The organism is Bradyrhizobium sp. CCBAU 53351 (assembly GCF_015291745.1).
GTDB lineage: Bacteria > Pseudomonadota > Alphaproteobacteria > Rhizobiales > Xanthobacteraceae > Bradyrhizobium.
This window is the reverse complement of sequence record NZ_CP030060.1, coordinates 487,839-505,523: the sequence shown is the minus strand read 5'-3', so window position 1 is coordinate 505,523 and position 17,685 is coordinate 487,839. Positions and strand designations below refer to the sequence as shown.

Below are 17,685 nucleotides of genomic sequence, written 5' to 3'. Positions count from 1 at the left end.
GGCGGCTTCAGCCCTGGCAGCAGCAATTGGTGGGGGCTTGCAGCCTTATCTCTTCCGAAACCTCCGCTATAGGTGAGGAGCGCGGCCGGCGCGAGATCGCATGAACGCTCACGAATCGACACCAACACTTCGGGAGGATCTCGCCGGCTTTGTCGGCGATATCGAGCGGTTGGAAACGGTCGTGGCGACCTGGGATGAAACGCAGCGGGGCGTCGTTTCCGCCTACAAGATCGCGATCGAAGCGCTCAATGCGGAAGCGTTCCGGCGCCTGATACGTGCCTTGAAGGCCGATCCCGCCGCGCTGGCCGCCATGAAGAGCGCAGCTTCGGACGAGCTCGTCTACGCGGTGCTGCGGCGCTACAACCTCTTGAGGGCGGCCCTCAACGAGCGGGTCGAGCAGGCACTCGAAAGCGTCCGGCCGATGCTGAAATCGCATGGTGGGGATGTCGAACTCGTCTCGGTTCGCCCGCCGGCAGTGGAGGTTCGGTTCAAGGGAGCCTGCGACGGCTGTCCCGCCTCGGCGCTGACATTCCATGCCGGCGTGAAGAAGGCGCTTCAGGATGTCTGCCCCGAGATCACCGACGTTATTCAGGTCAAGGGGCTGGCCGCGGCGAGCGAAGGCGGCGTTCGGTTCATCAGCCCCTTCGCGCTGAATGCGGAAGGACAGTGGATACCGGCGGGAGCTTGGGCGGATTTTCCGGAGGGCTTGGTCCGCGCGATGGAATTGGGCGGACGCAAGATCATCCTGTCACGTAGTGGGGAATCGATCTCCTGTTTCGAGAATGCCTGCGCGCATCTCGGCCTTCCGATCCATGATGGCGAGGTGCAGGGCGGCATCATCACCTGTCCCTATCATGGGTTCAGATACGACCTCGCCAGTGGCGAATGCCTGACCGCGCCTGAGGTGCAACTGCAGCCGCACGCGGTCAGGATCATCGGAACCAGGGTTGAAGTGAGGATAACGGCATAGCCATGATCACTTCAGCCGCAACCATTCGCTTGGACCGACCGCGCGCTAGGATGCGCGACAACCACGTGCCACGCCGGTTTCTCTCGCCGGCCGGCGCCCGCGTGATTCTGGGTGGAGAGGTCACGCCGGACGGACTTGTGCAATCGATCGTTCCGTCGGCCCAGACGTTGTTCGGCCCGCGTGGGGTGTGTCTCGACAAGAACGGGCCCATGTTCGTCTGCGACAGTGGCCATCATCGGCTGCTGATCTGGAGCCGCTGTCCGTCCTCCGATCAAGCGCCCGCCGATATTCTGATCGGTCAATCCGACTTCTCGCGCGAGGGCCGCAACGCCAAGCGCGACATCGGCCCCGACACGCTCAACTTCCCGACCGGCGTCGCTGCCGCAGACGGCATCCTGGCCGTGGCGGATGCATGGAATCACCGGATCCTGATCTGGAATCGCTATCCATCCGCCTCGAACCAGCCCGCCGATGTGGTTCTAGGTCAGGCGGACTTCGTCTCAGGCCTAGCCAATCGCGGAAGAGCGGTGTCTCGCTCCGACACACTGAATTGGTGCTACGGGGTCGCGATCTTCCAGGGCAGGCTGATCGTCTGCGACACCGGAAATCGCCGCGTTCTGATCTGGAACGGCATTCCGACCGCCAACGGCACGCCGGCCGATCTGGTCCTCGGCCAAAGAGACTTCGTCACCCGTGATGACAATGCCGGCGGCGACGTCTGTGCCACCAGCATGCGGTGGCCGCACGGCATCGCCTGCCATGACGGCGCACTCGCGATCTCGGACGCGGGCAACAATCGCGTCATGGTATGGCGCCATTTCCCCACCGTCAGCGGGACGCCGTGCGATTTCGTGCTGGGCCAGGACGATTTCGCGGGCGTCGATCACAATCGCAGCTCGTACGATCCATCCTCGAGCGCGATGAGCATGCCCTATGGTCTCGTCATCTGGGATGGCCAGCTCGTGGTCTGCGATACCGCAAATTCGCGGCTGCTTGGCTTCCATCTCCAGGACCTCGCCATGGATGCGCCGGCCACAGGGCTGGCGGCCCAGAACGGCTTTGCCGACAAAGGTGACAATCGCTGGCGCGCGGCAAGTCGCGACAGCCTGTGCTGGCCTTATGCTGCTTCGGCAGTCGGTCGGACTCTGGCGATCGCCGACACCGGCAACAACCGGATCCTGATCTGGGACAAAACACCATGAGCAGGCTCAACCTCGCCGCGCCGCAGAACCCTGTCGAGGTCGTTGAAATCCGGTTTCGCGGACGTGTGCAGGGCGTCGGCTTCCGGCCGGCGGTCTGGCGCCACGCGCGGGAACTGCGGCTTGGCGGCGAGGTGCTGAATGACGGAGAAGGCGTTCTGGTTCGCGTGCAGGGAGAACGGGCGATCATTGACATGCTCGTCGACCGCATCGCTGGCGATCCGCCGCCGCTGAGCCAGATCGAGGCAATCGAGATCACCGCCTATGCGGGCGTGCTGCGCGACGATTTTGCGATAGTCGAGAGCGCACATGGCGGGGCTCATACCGAGATTTCACCTGACGCGGCGCTCTGTGCCGATTGCGCGCGCGAAACCACCGATCCCTTTGCGCGCCGCTTCCGCTACCCCTTCACCAATTGCACCAATTGCGGGCCGCGGCTGAGCATCGTCGACGGCATCCCCTACGATCGCGCCAAGACCGCGATGTCGCCGTTTGCAATGTGCGCCGACTGCGCCCGCGAATACCGCGACCCTTCCGACCGGCGGTTTCACGCCGAACCGATCGCCTGCCATGCCTGCGGGCCCAAGGCGAAGCTGGTCAGGCTCGACGGGCGTCACTTTACCTTCGAGCAGTTTTCCATGCTTGACGATGTGGATGCGGCGTGCAGCCTGATCCAGAAGGGCGAAATCGTCGCCGTCAAAGGGCTCGGCGGCTACCAGCTCGCCTGTGACGCCACCCAGGCCGACACGGTCAGGAGGCTGCGCAAACTGAAACAGCGGGACGGCAAGCCGTTTGCCCTGATGGCCAGGGACGTTGACGTTATCCGCCGGTTCTGCGATCTCGCCGAACACGAGTTGGTCGCGTTGACAAGCCCGGCGGCCCCCATCGTGCTCCTGCATGCGAATGGGCCGGAGCACCTGCCTGACGAGATTGCACCGGGATTGCGGACGCTCGGTTTCATGCTGCCGACGACGCCGCTGCATGTCTTGCTGCTGCGGCGGATGGACCGGCCGGTCGTCATGACCAGCGGCAATTTGTCGAGCGAGCCGCAGGTGACGGGCGATACGGAGATGACGGAGCGCCTCGCGGGGATTGCGACGTTCGCGCTCACCCACGATCGGCGCATCGCCAACCGTGTCGACGATTCTGTGGTCCGGGTGGTGGCGGGCGGGCCGCGGCTCCTGCGTCGCGCCAGAGGATACGCACCGGCGCCGATCGCCCTGCCCAGGGGGTTCGCGAAAGCGCCCGATCTGCTCGCCATGGGCGGGGAGCTGAAGGCCACGTTCTGTTTGCTCAAGGACGGCGCTGCGATCCTGTCCCAGCATCAGGGCGACCTGGAGGATGTCGCGACATTCGACGATTACAGGAAGAACCTATCGCTCTATGCCGCGCTCTTCGAGCACGAGCCTACGGCAGTGATCGCCGACATGCACCCCGAATATCTGTCCTCCAAGCTCGCGCGCGAGCACCTGGCGGGCGGGACGCTGCCTTTGATGGAGGTGCAGCATCATCACGCCCATGTGGCGGCCTGTCTTGCCGAGAACGGATATGCGCTCGACGGCCGTCCGGTCCTCGGGATCGTTCTCGATGGTCTCGGATGGGGCGAGGACGCGACGTTCTGGGGCGGCGAGTTCATGCTCGCCGACTATGTCGGCTACACGCGGGCCGGTACGTTCAAGCCGATCCCGATGCTTGGCGGCGTCCAGGCCGTGCGCGAGCCCTGGCGCAATCTCTATGCGCATCTCATGGCGGAGATGAGCTGGGCCGAGCTGACAATGAATTTCGCCGAGCTCGAGCTCCATTCATATTTGGCGGCAAAGCCGCGCGCGCTGCTGGATTCGATGGCGCGCAACCGCATCAACGCTCCGCCAGCATCATCCTGCGGGCGCTTGTTCGACGCCATGGCCGCCGCCCTCGATGTCTGCCGGGACGCGCAGAGCTATGAGGGCGAGGCGGCGGCGCGGCTGGAAGCCATGGTCGACGAGAAAACTCTCGCCGATGAAGACGAGGCGCTGGCCTATCCGCTGACGATCCCCAATCTCGCCGGCACGGGTTTGCCCTATATCGAGCCGCTCGCGATGTGGCATGCGGTGCTGGGTGACCTGATCCTGAAGACACCGGCGCCGGTGATGGCTGCACGGTTCCACAAGGGGCTGGCCAAGTCCATCGCCGCCATGACACGCAAGCTCGCCGGCTCCCCCGAGGACGGCGAGCGACGCTTCTCGACCGTCGCGCTCACCGGCGGCTGCTTCCAGAACCGCATCCTATTCGAGGAGGTGGTGCGCCGGCTGGAGCGCGAGCAGTTCACTGTGCTGTCACATGCGCGCGTTCCGTCCAACGATGGCGGACTTGCTCTCGGCCAAGCCGTCATTGGAGCTGCGCATCTGATGAAATCAAACAAAGACTTCAGGGAAGGAAAGCCGTCATGTGTCTCGGTATTCCCGGGCGGATCGTAAGGATCGACGACGAAGCGAGAAAGCTTGCGACCGTCGACGTCAGCGGCGTCAAGCGGCAGGTCAACATCGCCTGCATCGTCAGCGAGGATCATCCGCCGTCGGCCTGCCTCGGCGACTGGGTGCTCGTCCATGTCGGATTCGCGATGAGCCGGATCGACGAGGAAGAAGCCGCGCAAACGCTCAAGATTCTCACAGAACTGGGTGAAGCACAGGCTGAAATCGAAGCCATGAAGCGTTCGGCAGCTGAGCCGGGAGGGTAGCGCCATGTCAGGCAACAGCGACCTGAAGGAACTTTATCCGTTTCTGCATGGCGGACAGCAGGAGCCGGCGCGGCTGGATGCCGCCCTCCTGCTCTCGGTCGAAGAGAAGGCACGCGATTCGCGCGACACCAATGCGCGCTTCTTTGCCGAGAACGCCGCGGTGCTGATCGCCGCGGCGAAAACGGTCGCGGATGTCTATCGCAACGGCGGACGGCTATTCTCGATGGGCAATGGCGGCTCGAGCTGCGACGCCTCGCATGTCGCCGTGGAGTTCGTCCACCCGATCACGGCGGGCAGGCCCGCACTGGCCGCAACCAACCTCGTCGCCGATCTGGCGATGATCTCGGCGGTCGGAAACGACCTCGGTTTCGATCACGTCTTCGTCCGCCAGATCGTGGCCCAGGGGCGGAAAGGCGATGCGCTCATTGGCATCTCCACCAGCGGCAATTCGTCGAACCTGATGGCCGCCTTTGCCAAGGCGAAGGAGATGGGCCTCGTGACCATTGGGCTTGCGGGCGGCGACGGCGGAAAGATGAAAACCGCGGGTGTCGTCGACCATTGCCTGGTCGTCCCGACGACGTCGATCCATCGCACCCAGGAGTGCCATGTAACCGCCTACCACATCCTCTGGGATCTCGTTCACACGCTCTTGGCTGACGACCGGGGATCGGCGCGAACGAAGGGAGCCGTGGCATGAAATATGTCGACGAATTCCGCGACGGCGAAAAGGCGCGCGTACTCATCGGCGAGATCGAGTCGCTGGTTTCCGGCATGAAACTTCCGGAGGGCCGGCCGCTTTACCTGATGGAGGTCTGCGGCGGGCACACCCATTCGATCTTCCGCTATGGGCTCGAGGGCATGTTGCCCAAGGCTATCGAGCTGGTTCATGGTCCGGGATGTCCGGTCTGCGTCCTGCCGATGGGACGGGTCGATGATTGCGTCGCGATCGCGGAGAACCCGAAGGTCATCTTCACAACCTTCGGAGACGCGATGCGCGTGCCCGGCTCGCGGAAGAGCCTCCTGCAGGCCAAGGCGGATGGTGCCGACGTGCGCATGGTCTATTCGCCGATGGACGCGCTCCAGCTCGCTCGGCGCAATCCCGCTCGCGAGGTCGTTTTCTTCGGCCTCGGCTTCGAGACCACCATGCCGTCGACCGCATTGACGATCCTGCAGGCGGAGAGCGAGGGGATCCGGAACTTCTCCGTGTTCTGCAACCACATCACGATCGTTCCGACCATCAAGGCGATCCTCGACAGTCCCGGCCTGCAGCTCGACGGCTTCCTCGGGCCCGGCCACGTGTCGATGGTGATCGGCACGGCTCCTTACGAGTTCATCGCCAATTTCTATCGCAAGCCGATGGTGGTCGCCGGCTTCGAGCCGCTCGACATCCTCCAGTCTATCTGGATGCTGCTGAAGCAGATCGCGGAGGGGCGGGTCGAGGTCGAGAACCAGTATGCCCGCGTCGTGCCGAGCGAGGGCAACAACGCGGCGCTGCGCGCGGTGGCCCAAGTATACGAATTGCGCGAGTTCTTCGAGTGGCGCGGGCTTGGATCGATCGATCATTCCGGCGTGCGCCTGCGCGATGCTTATGTGCATTTCGACGCGGAGCGCAAATTCGCGATTCCCAACGTCAGGATCGCCGACCCGAAATCGTGCCAGTGCGGCGAGGTGCTGAAGGGCGCACTCAAGCCGTGGCAATGCAAGGTGTTCGGCACCTCATGCACGCCGGAAACGCCTCTCGGAGCACTGATGGTGTCCTCCGAAGGAGCCTGTGCTGCCTACTACCAGTATGGCGGCCAAAAGCGCCAAGCGGAGGTCGTATGAATTTCGTCCCCTTCGTCAAGACGCGCACGCGCGGCAAAGTCAATGTCAGCTCGGTGACGCTGGCTCATGGCGGCGGCGGCAAAGCCATGAAGGACCTGATTGACGACGTGTTTCTGACGGCCTTCGGCGAGCACGCCTGTGAGCCGCTCGAGGATCAGGCGCGGTTCGATCTGGCGGTCTTCGCAGCCCATGGCGACAGGCTCGCCTTTACGACCGACTCCTTCGTGGTCGATCCCCTGTTCTTCCCGGGCGGCGATATCGGAAAGCTCGCGGTTTGCGGCACGGTGAACGATCTCGCCGTCGGCGGGGCGGTGCCCATGTATCTGTCCTGCGCGGTCATCATCGAGGAGGGCGTGCAGATCGATCTCTTGCGACAGGTCGCGCTTTCCATGGCGCGAACGGCTTCGCAAGCGGGGGTGCAGATCGTCACGGGCGACACCAAGGTCGTGCCACGGGGAGCGTGCGACAAGATCTTCATCACGACCACGGGCGTAGGCGCGATCCCTGCCTCGCTCGCGCTCGGCGTGGACAAGGCCCGCGCCGGCGACGCCGTCCTCGTGAACGGACTGCTGGGTGACCACGGTGCCGCCATCCTGTGCGCCCGCGGCGACATGGCGCTCGAGACGCCGATCGCCAGCGATTGCGCCTGTCTGCACGAGCTGATCGGCGCGATCCTCGCCGCCGCACCGGGCACTCGCTTCATTCGGGACGCGACGCGCGGCGGCGTCGCGACGGTGCTGAACGAGATCGCGGACGGCTCGGGGGTCTCCATCGAGATCGAGGAGGGCATGACGCCGATCCGCGAGGAAGTGAAGGCGTTCTGCGAGGTGCTTGGGCTCGATCCGCTCTATCTCGCCAATGAGGGCAAGATCGTCGTGATCGTTCCCCCCGATCAGGCCGAAGCCGCGCTGGCTGCCATGCGGCGAGATCCACTGGGTTTGGATGCCGCCCGTATCGGCCGGATCACCTCGGACCAGGATAGCCGCGTCATGATGCGGACGAGCTTTGGCGGACACCGAATGGTCGACATGCTCGTCGGCGAACAGCTGCCTCGGATCTGCTGAGAGGACCCATGCACGAGCTCGGCATCACCCGTAACATCGTGGCGATCGTCAGCGATGCCGCCAAGGGCCGCAAGGTCCGCCGCATCACCGTCGATGTTGGAGATCTCTCCGGCGTGATGGGAGAGGCGATCGCATTCTGCTTCGAGACCGTCGCCCGCGGGACGCCTCTTGACGGCACAGCGCTCGACATCAGGCGCGTGGCCGGGCGAGCGCTGTGCGCGACGTGTCGTTCGGAATTCGAGCAGGCGAGCCTGTTTGCGCCGTGCCCTTGTGGCTCGCGGCAGTTTACGCGCCTTCAGGGCGAGGAATTGAAGATCAGAAGCATGGAGATCGAAGGGGAGGCTGCCTGATGTGCGGACATTGCGGTTGCGGCGCCAAGGCGGGTGCCACGGTGATCAATCTCCAGACCGGACATGAAGCGAGCCTGGGCGGTGGGGAGACCGGTGAGCACCTGCATGATCATTTCCATGTCCACGCGGATGGCGTTGCTCACGCCCATTCGCATGACCATGATCCCGCCCACGTCCACTCTCACGCTGGACACGGCCATGATCACCATCATCATGACCATCATGATCACGGACATCATGGACGCCGACATTCGCATGACCATGCCCACGAACACGGGCATACCAATCATGACGAAGCTGCGGGCCTGGTGCTCGATCTGGAAGCCCGGATCCTCGCCAAGAACGACGTTTTGGCAGCAAGGAACCGGGCCTGGTTCGCCGGTCGCGAAATCCTGGCCCTGAACCTCGCAAGCTCGCCCGGCGCCGGCAAGACCACGCTGCTGGAGCGAACCATTGGCGACCTTCATCACGAGGTCAATCTCTTCGTCATCGAAGGAGACCAGGTGACGGCCAATGATGGGGAGCGAATTCGACGCGCAGGCGCCCCAGCAGTCCAGGTCAATACGGGCACGGGTTGCCATCTCGAGGCCGACATGATTGCGCGCGCTCTTTCAGAGCTGCGTCCACCGCCGGAATCGATCGTGATGATCGAGAATGTCGGAAATCTAGTTTGTCCTGCGATGTTCGACCTTGGCGAACATGCAAGGGTCGTCATCCTCTCAGTGACCGAGGGAGAGGACAAGCCGATCAAATATCCTCACATGTTCCGGTCGGCTGACCTCATGATCTTGAACAAGCTCGACTTGCTTCCGCATGTGGATTTCGATGTCGATCGCGCGGTGGCATACGCCAGAGACGTCAACCCGGCCATCGAGGTTCTGCAGGTCTCGGCCAGAAACGGCGCAGGATTTGAGGAGTGGTACGGTTGGATACGACGGCAAAGCAAGTTGCTGAAGGACACCGTATTTCCCTCTTGATGATTGGATCTTGCCATGTTCGGAATATTGGGGCTGGGACTGCTGCTGGGCATGCAGCACGCGCTCGAGGCCGATCACATTGCGGCGGTATCGAGCATTGCGGCGCGCCGCAGCGATGTGGGCGAGATCGTCAAGCATGGGTTGACGTGGGGAATTGGACACACCATCACTTTGTTCCTGTTCTCCGGGGCGGCTTTGGTGCTCGGATATGCAATTCCGCCGGGCGTTTCGCAACCGCTAGAGGCGGCCGTCGGCTTCATGTTGATTCTGTTAGGAAGCAACGTCATATGGCGCTTATGGCGCGAACGTGTCCATGTTCACCATCACATCTCAGATTTTCGTGCTCCTAGTCACAAGAGCGAAATTTGGCGCCCTGAGGCGCGCGCGCATGATCATGACCATGGTGCGCGCTGGCGGACGCTGGCGGTCGGGCTCATGCATGGGATGGCAGGCTCAGCCGCGCTCCTCGTCTTAACCGTCTCACAAGCGCCGAACCATCTAGCGGGGATACTTTACGTGTTACTATTTGGTATGGGCTCGATGATGGGGATGGCCGCACTGTCGTCGCTGATTGCGGTTCCCTTAGTCATCTCAGCCCGAACCTTAACTTGGGTCAACCGGTCTTTGCAGTTCGTTATCGGAAACATCGCGATGGGACTTGGCCTCTTGACCATCTATGGAACAGTCGCCGCCGCTGGCTAGCGAGAGGTCAGCTACCCTTCGCCATTTGAATGCGTCTTTTTTCTAAGGATGGTCCGGAGAATCGATACCGGGGGTGTCTCGACCGCCCCTAGCAGCGCGCTGCTCTCCTCGGTCGTGCCGCTTGGGTGCGACCCGGTAGATACGCTGCGCGAGCCAGCAAGCTCCCAATGACGGCGGCTCCCTTCGCTCTCGCATTTACGGACTTTATCTCTTCATCCTCTCGGCAGTCCCGGGTTGACATTAAACCGCTAGCGCCGTCTCGAACTTGGCCTCTATGTTAGTAGCGATCCTTTCCGATGGCTCGACATTGAGCATCTCGCCGCGCGCGCTGCCAGGATGCTCTGCCAGACGGCGGATTGTCGGCCCCTCGCAATCGACAAAGGGTCTATAAGCGGTTGCCGCCTATCCGCGAACCAGGAGAGGTTCGCGAATAAGGAAGGGAGGGTTCAAGCCGGAGGCAAAGGTTTTTTGTTGCCTAGGCAACTAATTCATGCGAACCTTCGCGCAAGGGAAGATGGCGGGACAACCGCTACGCCTTTCCTGGGAGGACCGATGTTCGGCAGGGATGGTATCGCCAGCAAACGCCGGCGCAAGCGTGAAGGTAACGAAGCCTTGCGTGCACATCGTGCTGTGCGCCCTGGCTTAGCTATCGGTATCCGTCACCGCGCCGAGATTTTCATGCAAACGGCGCAGCAGCCCGATCAGTATTTCCTGCTCATCCCTGGAAAGGCACGACAGCAGCCGCCGCTCGCGCCCAAGCGCCACGGCGATCACCTTGTCGTGGGTGGTGCGCCCCTTCGCTGTCAGGGAGATCGAATGGGTGCGGCCGTCATTCGGGTCGATGCGGATCGCGATCAGGCCTCGCTTCTCCATGGCGGCGAGCGTCCTGCTCACCGGCCCCTTGTCGAAGCCGATGACGTGGCAGATGCGGGCGGCCGGAATGCCTGGCTCGATTGCGAGCAGGGCAATGATGCGCCACTCGGTGACGTTGACGCCGAACGCGGGCTGATAGAACGCGTTCGCGCTCTTGGACAATTTATTGGCGATGAAGGTGATCAGAGCCGGGATGTAGCGGTCGAGATCGAGCAGCGGCGCATCGCCTTCAGTCGCGGTGTTGTGTCTCGATTTGCTGGTCGGTGGCTGCATCACGTCGGGGCTCGCTTCATGCGCTGCTCCAGAAATAAGGACATGCGCGAACGCTTCACAAGCCCAAATTTGCGAGGACTGCAATGACTGTACCGAGCGCCTGTGCTTCGACCGCCGGTCCAATGGCCATTCCACACCTTGACGTCGACCCCTTCGCGATCTCGTTCTTCGACGATCCCTATCCGACCCATGAAAGGCTGCGAGAGGCCGGCCCTGTCGTCTATCTCGATAAATGGAACGTCTACGGCGTGGCGCGTTATGCCGAGGTCTATTCAGTCCTCAACGATCCCCAGACCTTCTGTTCCAGCCGCGGCGTCGGTCTTTCCGACTTCAAGAAGGAAAAGCCCTGGCGGCCGCCGAGCCTGATCCTGGAGGCCGATCCCCCCGCGCACACCCGCACCCGCGCCGTGCTGTCAAAGGTGCTGTCGCCCGCGACCATGAAGCGGATCCGCGACGGCTTCGCTTTGGCGGCCGAAGCCAAGATCGACGAGCTGCTGCAGCGGCGCAAATTCGATGCGGTCGCCGATCTCGCAGAGGCCTATCCGTTGTCTGTATTTCCGGATGCGCTCGGACTGAAGGCGGAAGGGCGCGAGCACCTGATTCCTTATGCTGGTCTCGTCTTCAATGCCTTCGGCCCGCCAAACGAGCTACGTCAGACCGCAATCGAGCGATCGGCGCCGCACCAGGCCTATGTCGCCGAGCAGTGCCAGCGACCGAATCTTAAGCCTGGCGGCTTTGGCGCCTGTATCCATGCGTTCTCCGACACTGGCGAGATCACGTCGGATGAGGCGCCGTTGCTCGTGCGCTCACTGCTGTCCGCAGGCCTCGACACCACAGTCTATGGCATCGGAGCCGCTCTCTATTGCCTGGCACGCTTTCCGAAGGAATTCGCGCGGCTGCGGGCCGATCCGTCGCTGGCGCGCAACGCCTTCGAGGAAGCCGTTCGCTTCGAAAGCCCGGTGCAGACCTTCTTCCGCACCACGACGCGCGAGGTCGAGATCGGCGGCACGCGCGTCGGCGAGGGCGAGAAGGTCCTGATGTTCCTCGGCGCGGCGAACCGCGACCCGCGCCGCTGGATCGAGTCCGATCGCTACGACATCACCCGCAAGACTTCGGGCCATGTCGGCTTCGGCTCCGGCATTCACATGTGCGTTGGCCAGTTGGTAGCGCGGCTCGAAGGTGAGGTGGTGCTGTCCGCGATCGCGCGAAGGGTTGCATCGATCGAAATCTCCGGTCCCGTCGAGCGCCGCTACAACAACACGCTGCGCGGGCTAGAGAGCCTGCCGATATCCATCACCCCGGCCTGACGAGGACCTTTGATGCCAGCCATTACTTTCGTTCATTCCAACGGCAATAGCGATCACCTCGACGCCAGCGACGGGGAGAGTGCGATGCAGGCGGCAACCCGCTACGGCCTCGACGGCATCCTCGCCGAGTGCGGCGGCAACGCCATGTGCGCGACCTGCCATGTCTATGTCGACGACGCCCTGGCTGGCGCGATTGCCGGCCGTCCGCGACGACGAGGACGCGCTGCTCGATGGCACCGCCGCGGAGCGGCGGCCGACGAGCCGGCTGTCCTGCCAGATCAGGATCACGTCTGAGCTCGACGGTCTCGTGCTGCGTCTGCCGGAGCGGCAGGTCTAGGTTCCAGTTTTCGGCAACGACCGACTCGCGGGAGTGAGGGAGGACAAAGAATGAAGCACCTGGGGTGGACCATTGCGCTTGCCGCAAGCTTTTGGGTCGGCGCCGCGAACGCGGAGATTTCGGATGGCGTCGTGCGTATCGGCGTGCTCAACGACATCTCCGGCATATTCCAAGACACCAACGGCATGGGCTCGGTCGAAGCCGCACGCATGGCGGCGGAAGATTTCGCCGGCGGCGGCAAGGACGTCAAGGTTGAAATCGTCTACGCCGATCATCAGAACAAGGCGGACGTCGGCTCGGCCATTGCGCGAAAATGGCTCGATGTTGAAGGTGTCGATGCCATCGTCGACGTGCCGAACTCGGCGGTGGGCCTTTCCATCAACAATGTGCTACGCGACAGCCGGATGACGTTCCTGGCGTCCTCCACCGCGAGCGCCGACCTAACCGGCAAGGCCTGCTCGCCCAACACCATCCAATGGGTCAACGACACCTGGGCGACCGGCAACACCACGGCGGCGGCAATGATGTCGCACGGCGGCAAGGAGTGGTACTTCCTCACCGTCGATTACGCGCTCGGTAAAGGCATCGAGGCGGAAGCGCAGAAATATATCGAGGCGCATGGCGGCAAGGTGATCGGCTCCTCCAAGCATCCACTCGGCACTTCTGACTTCGCCTCCTTCCTGCTTCAGGCGCAGGGCTCGAAAGCCCAGGTGATCGGGCTTGCCAATGCAGGCGGCGACACCATCAACGCGGTGAAGCAGGCGGCTGAGTTCGGTATCCAGCAGAGCGGACAGAAGCTCGTTGCCTTCCTCCTCTTCATCAACGACGTCCACGGAATGGGATTGAAGGTCGCTCAAGGACTGCAACTCATGGAGGCTTTTTACTGGGACATGAACGACGACACCCGTGCCTTCGCCAAACGCTTTGCGGCACGCCCCGGCATGAACGGCAAAATGCCGAGCGGCAATCAAGCCGGCGTCTACGCCTCCACGCTCGCCTACCTCAACGCGGTCGCCGCTACTGGCAGCGACAACGCCAAGGACGTCGTGCCGCAGATGAAGACGTTCAAAGGCCACGATAGGCTTTTCGGCGATACCGCGATCCGTCAGGATGGCCGCGTCGTGCATCCGATGTACCTGTTCGAGGTCAAGAAGCCGGAGGAGACGAAATATCCGTACGATTATTACAAGCTTGTTTCGACGATCCCGGCAGACCAGGCGTTCCGGCCAATGGTGGAGGGCGGCTGTGCGTTGGTGAAGTAGGGAGCGCTGCCGAGTAACCAGGACATTGGCACGCTTCACGTTTTGGTGCGGCGTTTCCAGCCTGCAGGAAGTACCTGCGAACTGGCTGGTTGGTAGCGGCCGGGGTTGCGATTTCGCTGTCCGGGCTGCGCCGCGAGCCATGATCTCAAGAGCGCATATCCGTGACTCCGCCCGGTGTCCTTATCTCAAGAGTTCACCTGGCTCTGCGGTTGTTCTGGCGTGAAGACGCCGCAGCAAGCTTTAACAGAGGCAGAAACGCGCTCAATTGGCGCAGCGCGCTTCCAGCGCGTCGACAAAGGAACGGTCCCAGCGGCCCTCGCGAATGGCCTGCATCGTCGCCTCCTCCTTCTGATGTTGAGCCATCGCCTTCTCGATCACGCTTGCGGCAAGACCGGGCGGGAAGGCGAGAAGTCCATCTTGGTCCCCGACGATCACGTCTCCCGGATTGACCACCATACCGCCGACCGTGATCGGCACGTTGATCTCCCCTGGACCGTCCTTGTAGGGGCCGCGGTGGTTCACGCCGCGGGCATAAACGGGAAAAGCTCGTGCGCCGATTTCGGCCGCGTCCCGAATGGCGCCATCGAGCACCATGCCGGCGAGACCCAGCGAAGCGGCGGCGAAGGTCATGATGCCACCGACCAGAGCGTTGGTAGTGTCTCCGCCGGCATCGACCACCATGACGTCTCCGGGCCGGCAGAAATCATAGGCGCGCAGAATGGCGAGGTTGTCCCCGCCACGCGTCTTCACGGTCACCGCCGTGCCGGCCATGGGGGCGGGCGAATGGTAGGCGCGAAGACCGATGCTGCCGCAGTTGCGGTGCAGTTGATCGCTCAGCAGCGCCACCGCGATGCTCCGCAGCTTGGCGACGGTGGACGGGTCGACCTGGGGAGCGGAGGGGTTTCTGACGATTCCGGGATTGGTCATGGAGGATGCTTTCGATCAATTTCAGGTTAGTGCAGCTCGGCAACTGCACGGGCGATGCGATCCGTGCCTTCGTCGAGCGCCGCTTGCGATGTCGCGATCGAGGCACGGAAGAATGGCGACAGACCGTAGGCGGTGCCCTGGACGACGGCCACGCCGGCCGCCTCCAACAAGTACATCACGACGTCACTGTCGCTCTCGAGGCGAGTCCCGGCCGGCGTTGTCCGGCCGATCAGGCCTGCACAATTGACGTAGAGATAAAACGCTCCGTCGGGCGGCCGGCAACTCAGCCCGGGGATCGCGTTGATACGCGCGAGCGTGCGATCGCGACGCGCCCGATAAGTCGCAACGGTCTCGCCAACGAAGCTCTGGTCGCCGGTGAGCGCCGCGACCGCCGCCGCCTGGCTGATCGAGCAGGCATTGCCCGAGGCCTGCGACAGCAGCGTATTCAGCGCGCCGACGAGGTCCGCGGGGCCGGCGATCCAGCCGATGCGCCAGCCGGTCATCGCATAGGTCTTGGATACGCCGTTGATGGCGAGGACGCGCTCACGCAGCTCGGGTGCTGCGTTGAGCAGATGCGGCGTACTCTCGCCGTCGAAACGGATGTGTTCGTAGATGTCGTCGGTCATGACCAGCACATGCGGATGGCGGGCGAGAACCTCGGCAATCCCGCGATATTCCGCTGCGGAATAGCTTGCGCCGGTCGGGTTCGATGGCGAGTTGATCAACAGCCAGCGCGTCTTCTCCGAGATCGCCGCCTCCAGCTGGGCCGGCGAGATCTTGAAGCTCTGGCTTTCCGGACAGGCCACGATCTTAGGTATTCCTTCGCAGGCGAGCACCATGTCCGGATAGGACACCCAATAGGGCGCTGGGATGATCACCTCGTCGCCGGCCTCGAGGGTCGCTTCGAGCGCGCTGTAAATGGCGCTCTTGGCGCCGTTGGTGACGACGATCTCCGCGGGATCGTAGACGAGGCCGTTTTCGCGCTTCAGCTTGGCGACGATCGCCTGGCGCAGCTCCAGCGTGCCGGCAAGCACCGTGTACCGCGTCTCTCCCTTCTCCATCGCCCAGACGGCGGCAGTGCGAATATGCGCGGGCGTGTCGAAATCCGGCTCGCCGACCACAAGGCTGACGATGCTCTTGCCCTCGCGCTTGAGCGCGCTCGCCCGATCCGCAGCCGCCGTGCTGGGCGAAGGCTTGATGCGTCTGACGCGCGCGGAAATACGAGAACGGTTCATGGCAATTGACCCCGGTCTGGAGAGGTGCGACGCTAAAGACAGCCGCCGGCGCTGACCAACACGAGTTCAATCTGGCCTGATAGGCATATCTTATGGTTGGATTCCTCCTCGGCGCCCCGTTGAATGCCGCGCAGCCGGGAAGGCCGCTGCGCCGATCGATCCGAGGGACAAGGTGAATCTGAGGCGTCTTCAGTATTTCGTGAAGATCGTCGACGTCGGCAGCCTGACGCAGGCCGCCGATGTGCTCCATGTCGCGCAGCCGGCGCTCAGCCAGCAGCTCGCGACCTTGGAGGGCGAGGTCCGCCAGCAGCTCCTGGTGCGCACCAAAAGCGGCGTCGTGCCCACGGAAGCGGGCAAGGTGCTGTATCGCCACGCGCAGCTCATCTTGCGTCAATGCGAGCAGGCGCGCGCCGATATGAGCGCGGCGGCCAAGAGCATCTCCGGTGCGGTCGCCGTCGGACTTGCGCCTGGAACGGCCGCGGCCGGACTCGCGCTGCCGCTGCTGCGGACCGTGCGCGCCCGCCACCCTGGCATCCTGCTCTACCTCAACGAGACCTACGGAACGACGCTCTCGGAGCTCGTCATGAACGGCCGGATGGATCTCGCCGTGCTCTACGGCGGCAAGACGGCCGTTCATGGCCTCTCGTTCGTGCCGCTGCTGCGCGAACAGCTCTACGTGGTCGGCCCCGCCAGCATGATGGCCCCGCCGGGCGAGATCAGCGTGCCAGCGCTGGCCGACATGGATCTCTATCTCGCCCGTCCCTACAACGTCGTGCGCAAGATGGTGAACGAAGCCTTTGCGGCGATCGGTCAGGCGCCGAAGGTCGTCGCGGAAATCGAATCGGCGAGCACATTGACGGCGGTGATCGCCGACGGGCTCGGCGCGACGATCCTGCCGGAATCGATGGCCCGACAGGTGGCGGGCTCCTGCGGCGGCTGGCAGTCCCGCATCGTCGATCCGATCATCGAGGCGCCGTTGGCATTGTGCCAGTCCGATCATTTGCCGCTATCGGAGCCGGCCCAGGCCATCAAGGAAATCCTGCTCGAGCTCGTTGCTGGGCTGCCTGGCAATCTCGTCGTCGCCGAGGAGCGGGCGCAGAAAGCGTCATAGCGCTCTCTTATATGGGCAAAGCCAAACCGTCTTGGTCGGGGAAGACCGCCAGCGGTAGCGTTCGTCGGTAGGTAGCGACGCCGCGGGCGCCGACCTCGACGAACGGCCGGAGCATGGATCTCGATCGTATCAAGTCACTGATTGACGCCATGGCGGCTTCCGATCTGGCCGAGATGGAGTTCAGCCAGGGCGGCATGTCATTGCGGCTGGTGCGCCGACCGCAGCCGACCGAATCGCGGCCGGCGGTGCCAGTGGTCGCCGCCACGGCGCGCCCCCCGAGCCGTCCCGAGCCTGCGCAACCGGCACCGGTCAACGCCGCGGCGGATGGCGTCGTCGCGCCGCTGTTTGGCGTTGCCTATCTGCAGCCCGATCCTGACGCGCCGCCCTTCGTCACGGTGGCCCAGGCGATCACCGCCGGCACGACATTGTGCGTCATCGAAGCCATGAAGATGTTTCACGAGGTCCGTGCCGATCGGGACGGCGCCGTGATCGCAATTCTCGTCTCCACCGGGCAGGAGGTCGAGGCCGGGCAAGAACTGATGCGGATCAGGTAGGCAC

At 63.4% G+C, this 17,685-nt stretch carries 17 protein-coding genes and 1 pseudogene; 15 read left to right on the top strand and 3 right to left on the bottom strand.

Going from position 1 to position 17,685, the window contains the following annotated elements; all coding sequences use genetic code 11:
* Positions 1–100 precede the first annotated feature (100 nt).
* The 10 genes from XH83_RS37370 (at position 101) to XH83_RS37325 (ending at position 9,802) form a co-directional block, all read left to right on the top strand.
* Positions 101–970 carry a NifU family protein gene (locus tag XH83_RS37370; protein WP_128930111.1) on the top strand — a complete coding sequence of 290 codons (870 nt, stop codon included), beginning with the start codon at positions 101–103 and terminating at the stop codon, positions 968–970.
* A 65-nt stretch (positions 971–1,035) separates the two neighbouring features.
* Positions 1,036–2,172: an NHL repeat-containing protein gene (locus tag XH83_RS37365; protein ID WP_232995560.1), complete on the top strand. Its 1,137-nt coding sequence runs from the start codon at positions 1,036–1,038 to the stop codon at positions 2,170–2,172.
* The gene (gene hypF / locus XH83_RS37360; protein WP_128955153.1) at positions 2,169–4,625 is read left to right on the top strand and encodes a carbamoyltransferase HypF; all 2,457 of its coding nucleotides are present in this window, start codon (positions 2,169–2,171) and stop codon (positions 4,623–4,625) included. Before XH83_RS37365 ends, hypF begins: the two co-directional genes overlap by 4 nt.
* Positions 4,595–4,885, top strand: coding sequence for a HypC/HybG/HupF family hydrogenase formation chaperone (locus XH83_RS37355; RefSeq protein ID WP_128930114.1), 291 nt, complete (start codon positions 4,595–4,597; stop codon positions 4,883–4,885). The genes hypF and XH83_RS37355 overlap by 31 nt, the downstream gene beginning before the upstream one ends.
* A 4-nt stretch (positions 4,886–4,889) precedes the next feature.
* Positions 4,890–5,582: an SIS domain-containing protein gene (locus tag XH83_RS37350; RefSeq protein WP_128930115.1), complete on the top strand. Its 693-nt coding sequence runs from the start codon at positions 4,890–4,892 to the stop codon at positions 5,580–5,582.
* Positions 5,579–6,709: a hydrogenase formation protein HypD gene (gene hypD, locus XH83_RS37345; RefSeq protein ID WP_128930116.1), complete on the top strand. Its 1,131-nt coding sequence runs from the start codon at positions 5,579–5,581 to the stop codon at positions 6,707–6,709. The genes XH83_RS37350 and hypD overlap by 4 nt, the downstream gene beginning before the upstream one ends.
* Positions 6,706–7,773 carry a hydrogenase expression/formation protein HypE gene (hypE, locus tag XH83_RS37340; protein ID WP_128955154.1) on the top strand — a complete coding sequence of 356 codons (1,068 nt, stop codon included), beginning with the start codon at positions 6,706–6,708 and terminating at the stop codon, positions 7,771–7,773. The genes hypD and hypE overlap by 4 nt, the downstream gene beginning before the upstream one ends.
* Positions 7,774–7,781: 8 nt before the next feature.
* Positions 7,782–8,123 carry a hydrogenase maturation nickel metallochaperone HypA gene (locus tag XH83_RS37335; protein WP_128930118.1) on the top strand — a complete coding sequence of 114 codons (342 nt, stop codon included), beginning with the start codon at positions 7,782–7,784 and terminating at the stop codon, positions 8,121–8,123.
* Complete coding sequence (gene hypB / locus XH83_RS37330; protein ID WP_128955155.1) at positions 8,123–9,100, top strand: hydrogenase nickel incorporation protein HypB; 978 nt, start codon at positions 8,123–8,125, stop codon at positions 9,098–9,100. Before XH83_RS37335 ends, hypB begins: the two co-directional genes overlap by 1 nt.
* A 15-nt stretch (positions 9,101–9,115) precedes the next feature.
* A complete protein-coding gene (locus XH83_RS37325) occupies positions 9,116–9,802 on the top strand; it encodes an urease accessory protein (protein ID WP_128930120.1) in 687 nt (228 codons plus the stop codon).
* A 642-nt stretch (positions 9,803–10,444) separates the two neighbouring features.
* On the opposite strand, the gene XH83_RS37320 is transcribed toward XH83_RS37325, so the two are convergent.
* Complete coding sequence (locus XH83_RS37320; RefSeq protein WP_128930206.1) at positions 10,445–10,948, bottom strand: MarR family winged helix-turn-helix transcriptional regulator; 504 nt, start codon at positions 10,946–10,948, stop codon at positions 10,445–10,447.
* 83 nt (positions 10,949–11,031) lie between these two features.
* Here XH83_RS37320 and XH83_RS37315 point away from each other — a divergent pair, with 83 nt between their 5' ends.
* From XH83_RS37315 to XH83_RS37305, 3 genes and pseudogenes are all read left to right on the top strand, one after another.
* Positions 11,032–12,255, top strand: a complete 1,224-nt coding sequence (locus XH83_RS37315; RefSeq protein ID WP_128930121.1) for a cytochrome P450 — start codon at positions 11,032–11,034, stop codon at positions 12,253–12,255.
* Positions 12,256–12,267: 12 nt separating this feature from the next.
* Positions 12,268–12,592, top strand: a pseudogene (locus XH83_RS37310) (2Fe-2S iron-sulfur cluster-binding protein).
* A gap of 50 nt (positions 12,593–12,642) precedes the next feature.
* Positions 12,643–13,854, top strand: coding sequence for an ABC transporter substrate-binding protein (locus tag XH83_RS37305; protein ID WP_128930122.1), 1,212 nt, complete (start codon positions 12,643–12,645; stop codon positions 13,852–13,854).
* Between the two features lie 261 nt (positions 13,855–14,115).
* On the opposite strand, the gene XH83_RS37300 is transcribed toward XH83_RS37305, so the two are convergent.
* Both XH83_RS37300 and XH83_RS37295 read right to left on the bottom strand, forming a co-directional pair.
* Entirely contained in the window at positions 14,116–14,781 is a 666-nt protein-coding gene (locus XH83_RS37300) for an RraA family protein (protein WP_128930123.1), read from the bottom strand.
* A 26-nt stretch (positions 14,782–14,807) separates the two neighbouring features.
* Positions 14,808–16,016 carry an aspartate transaminase gene (locus tag XH83_RS37295; protein ID WP_128955156.1) on the bottom strand — a complete coding sequence of 403 codons (1,209 nt, stop codon included), beginning with the start codon at positions 16,014–16,016 and terminating at the stop codon, positions 14,808–14,810.
* Between the two features lie 172 nt (positions 16,017–16,188).
* On the opposite strand from XH83_RS37295, the gene nac reads away from it, so the two are divergent.
* Positions 16,189–17,127 (top strand): nitrogen assimilation transcriptional regulator NAC, encoded by a 939-nt coding sequence (gene nac, locus XH83_RS37290; RefSeq protein ID WP_128930125.1) that lies wholly within the window; start codon positions 16,189–16,191, stop codon positions 17,125–17,127.
* 113 nt (positions 17,128–17,240) lie between these two features.
* Positions 17,241–17,681 carry an acetyl-CoA carboxylase biotin carboxyl carrier protein subunit gene (locus XH83_RS37285; RefSeq protein ID WP_128930126.1) on the top strand — a complete coding sequence of 147 codons (441 nt, stop codon included), beginning with the start codon at positions 17,241–17,243 and terminating at the stop codon, positions 17,679–17,681.
* Positions 17,682–17,685: the final 4 nt, after the last annotated feature.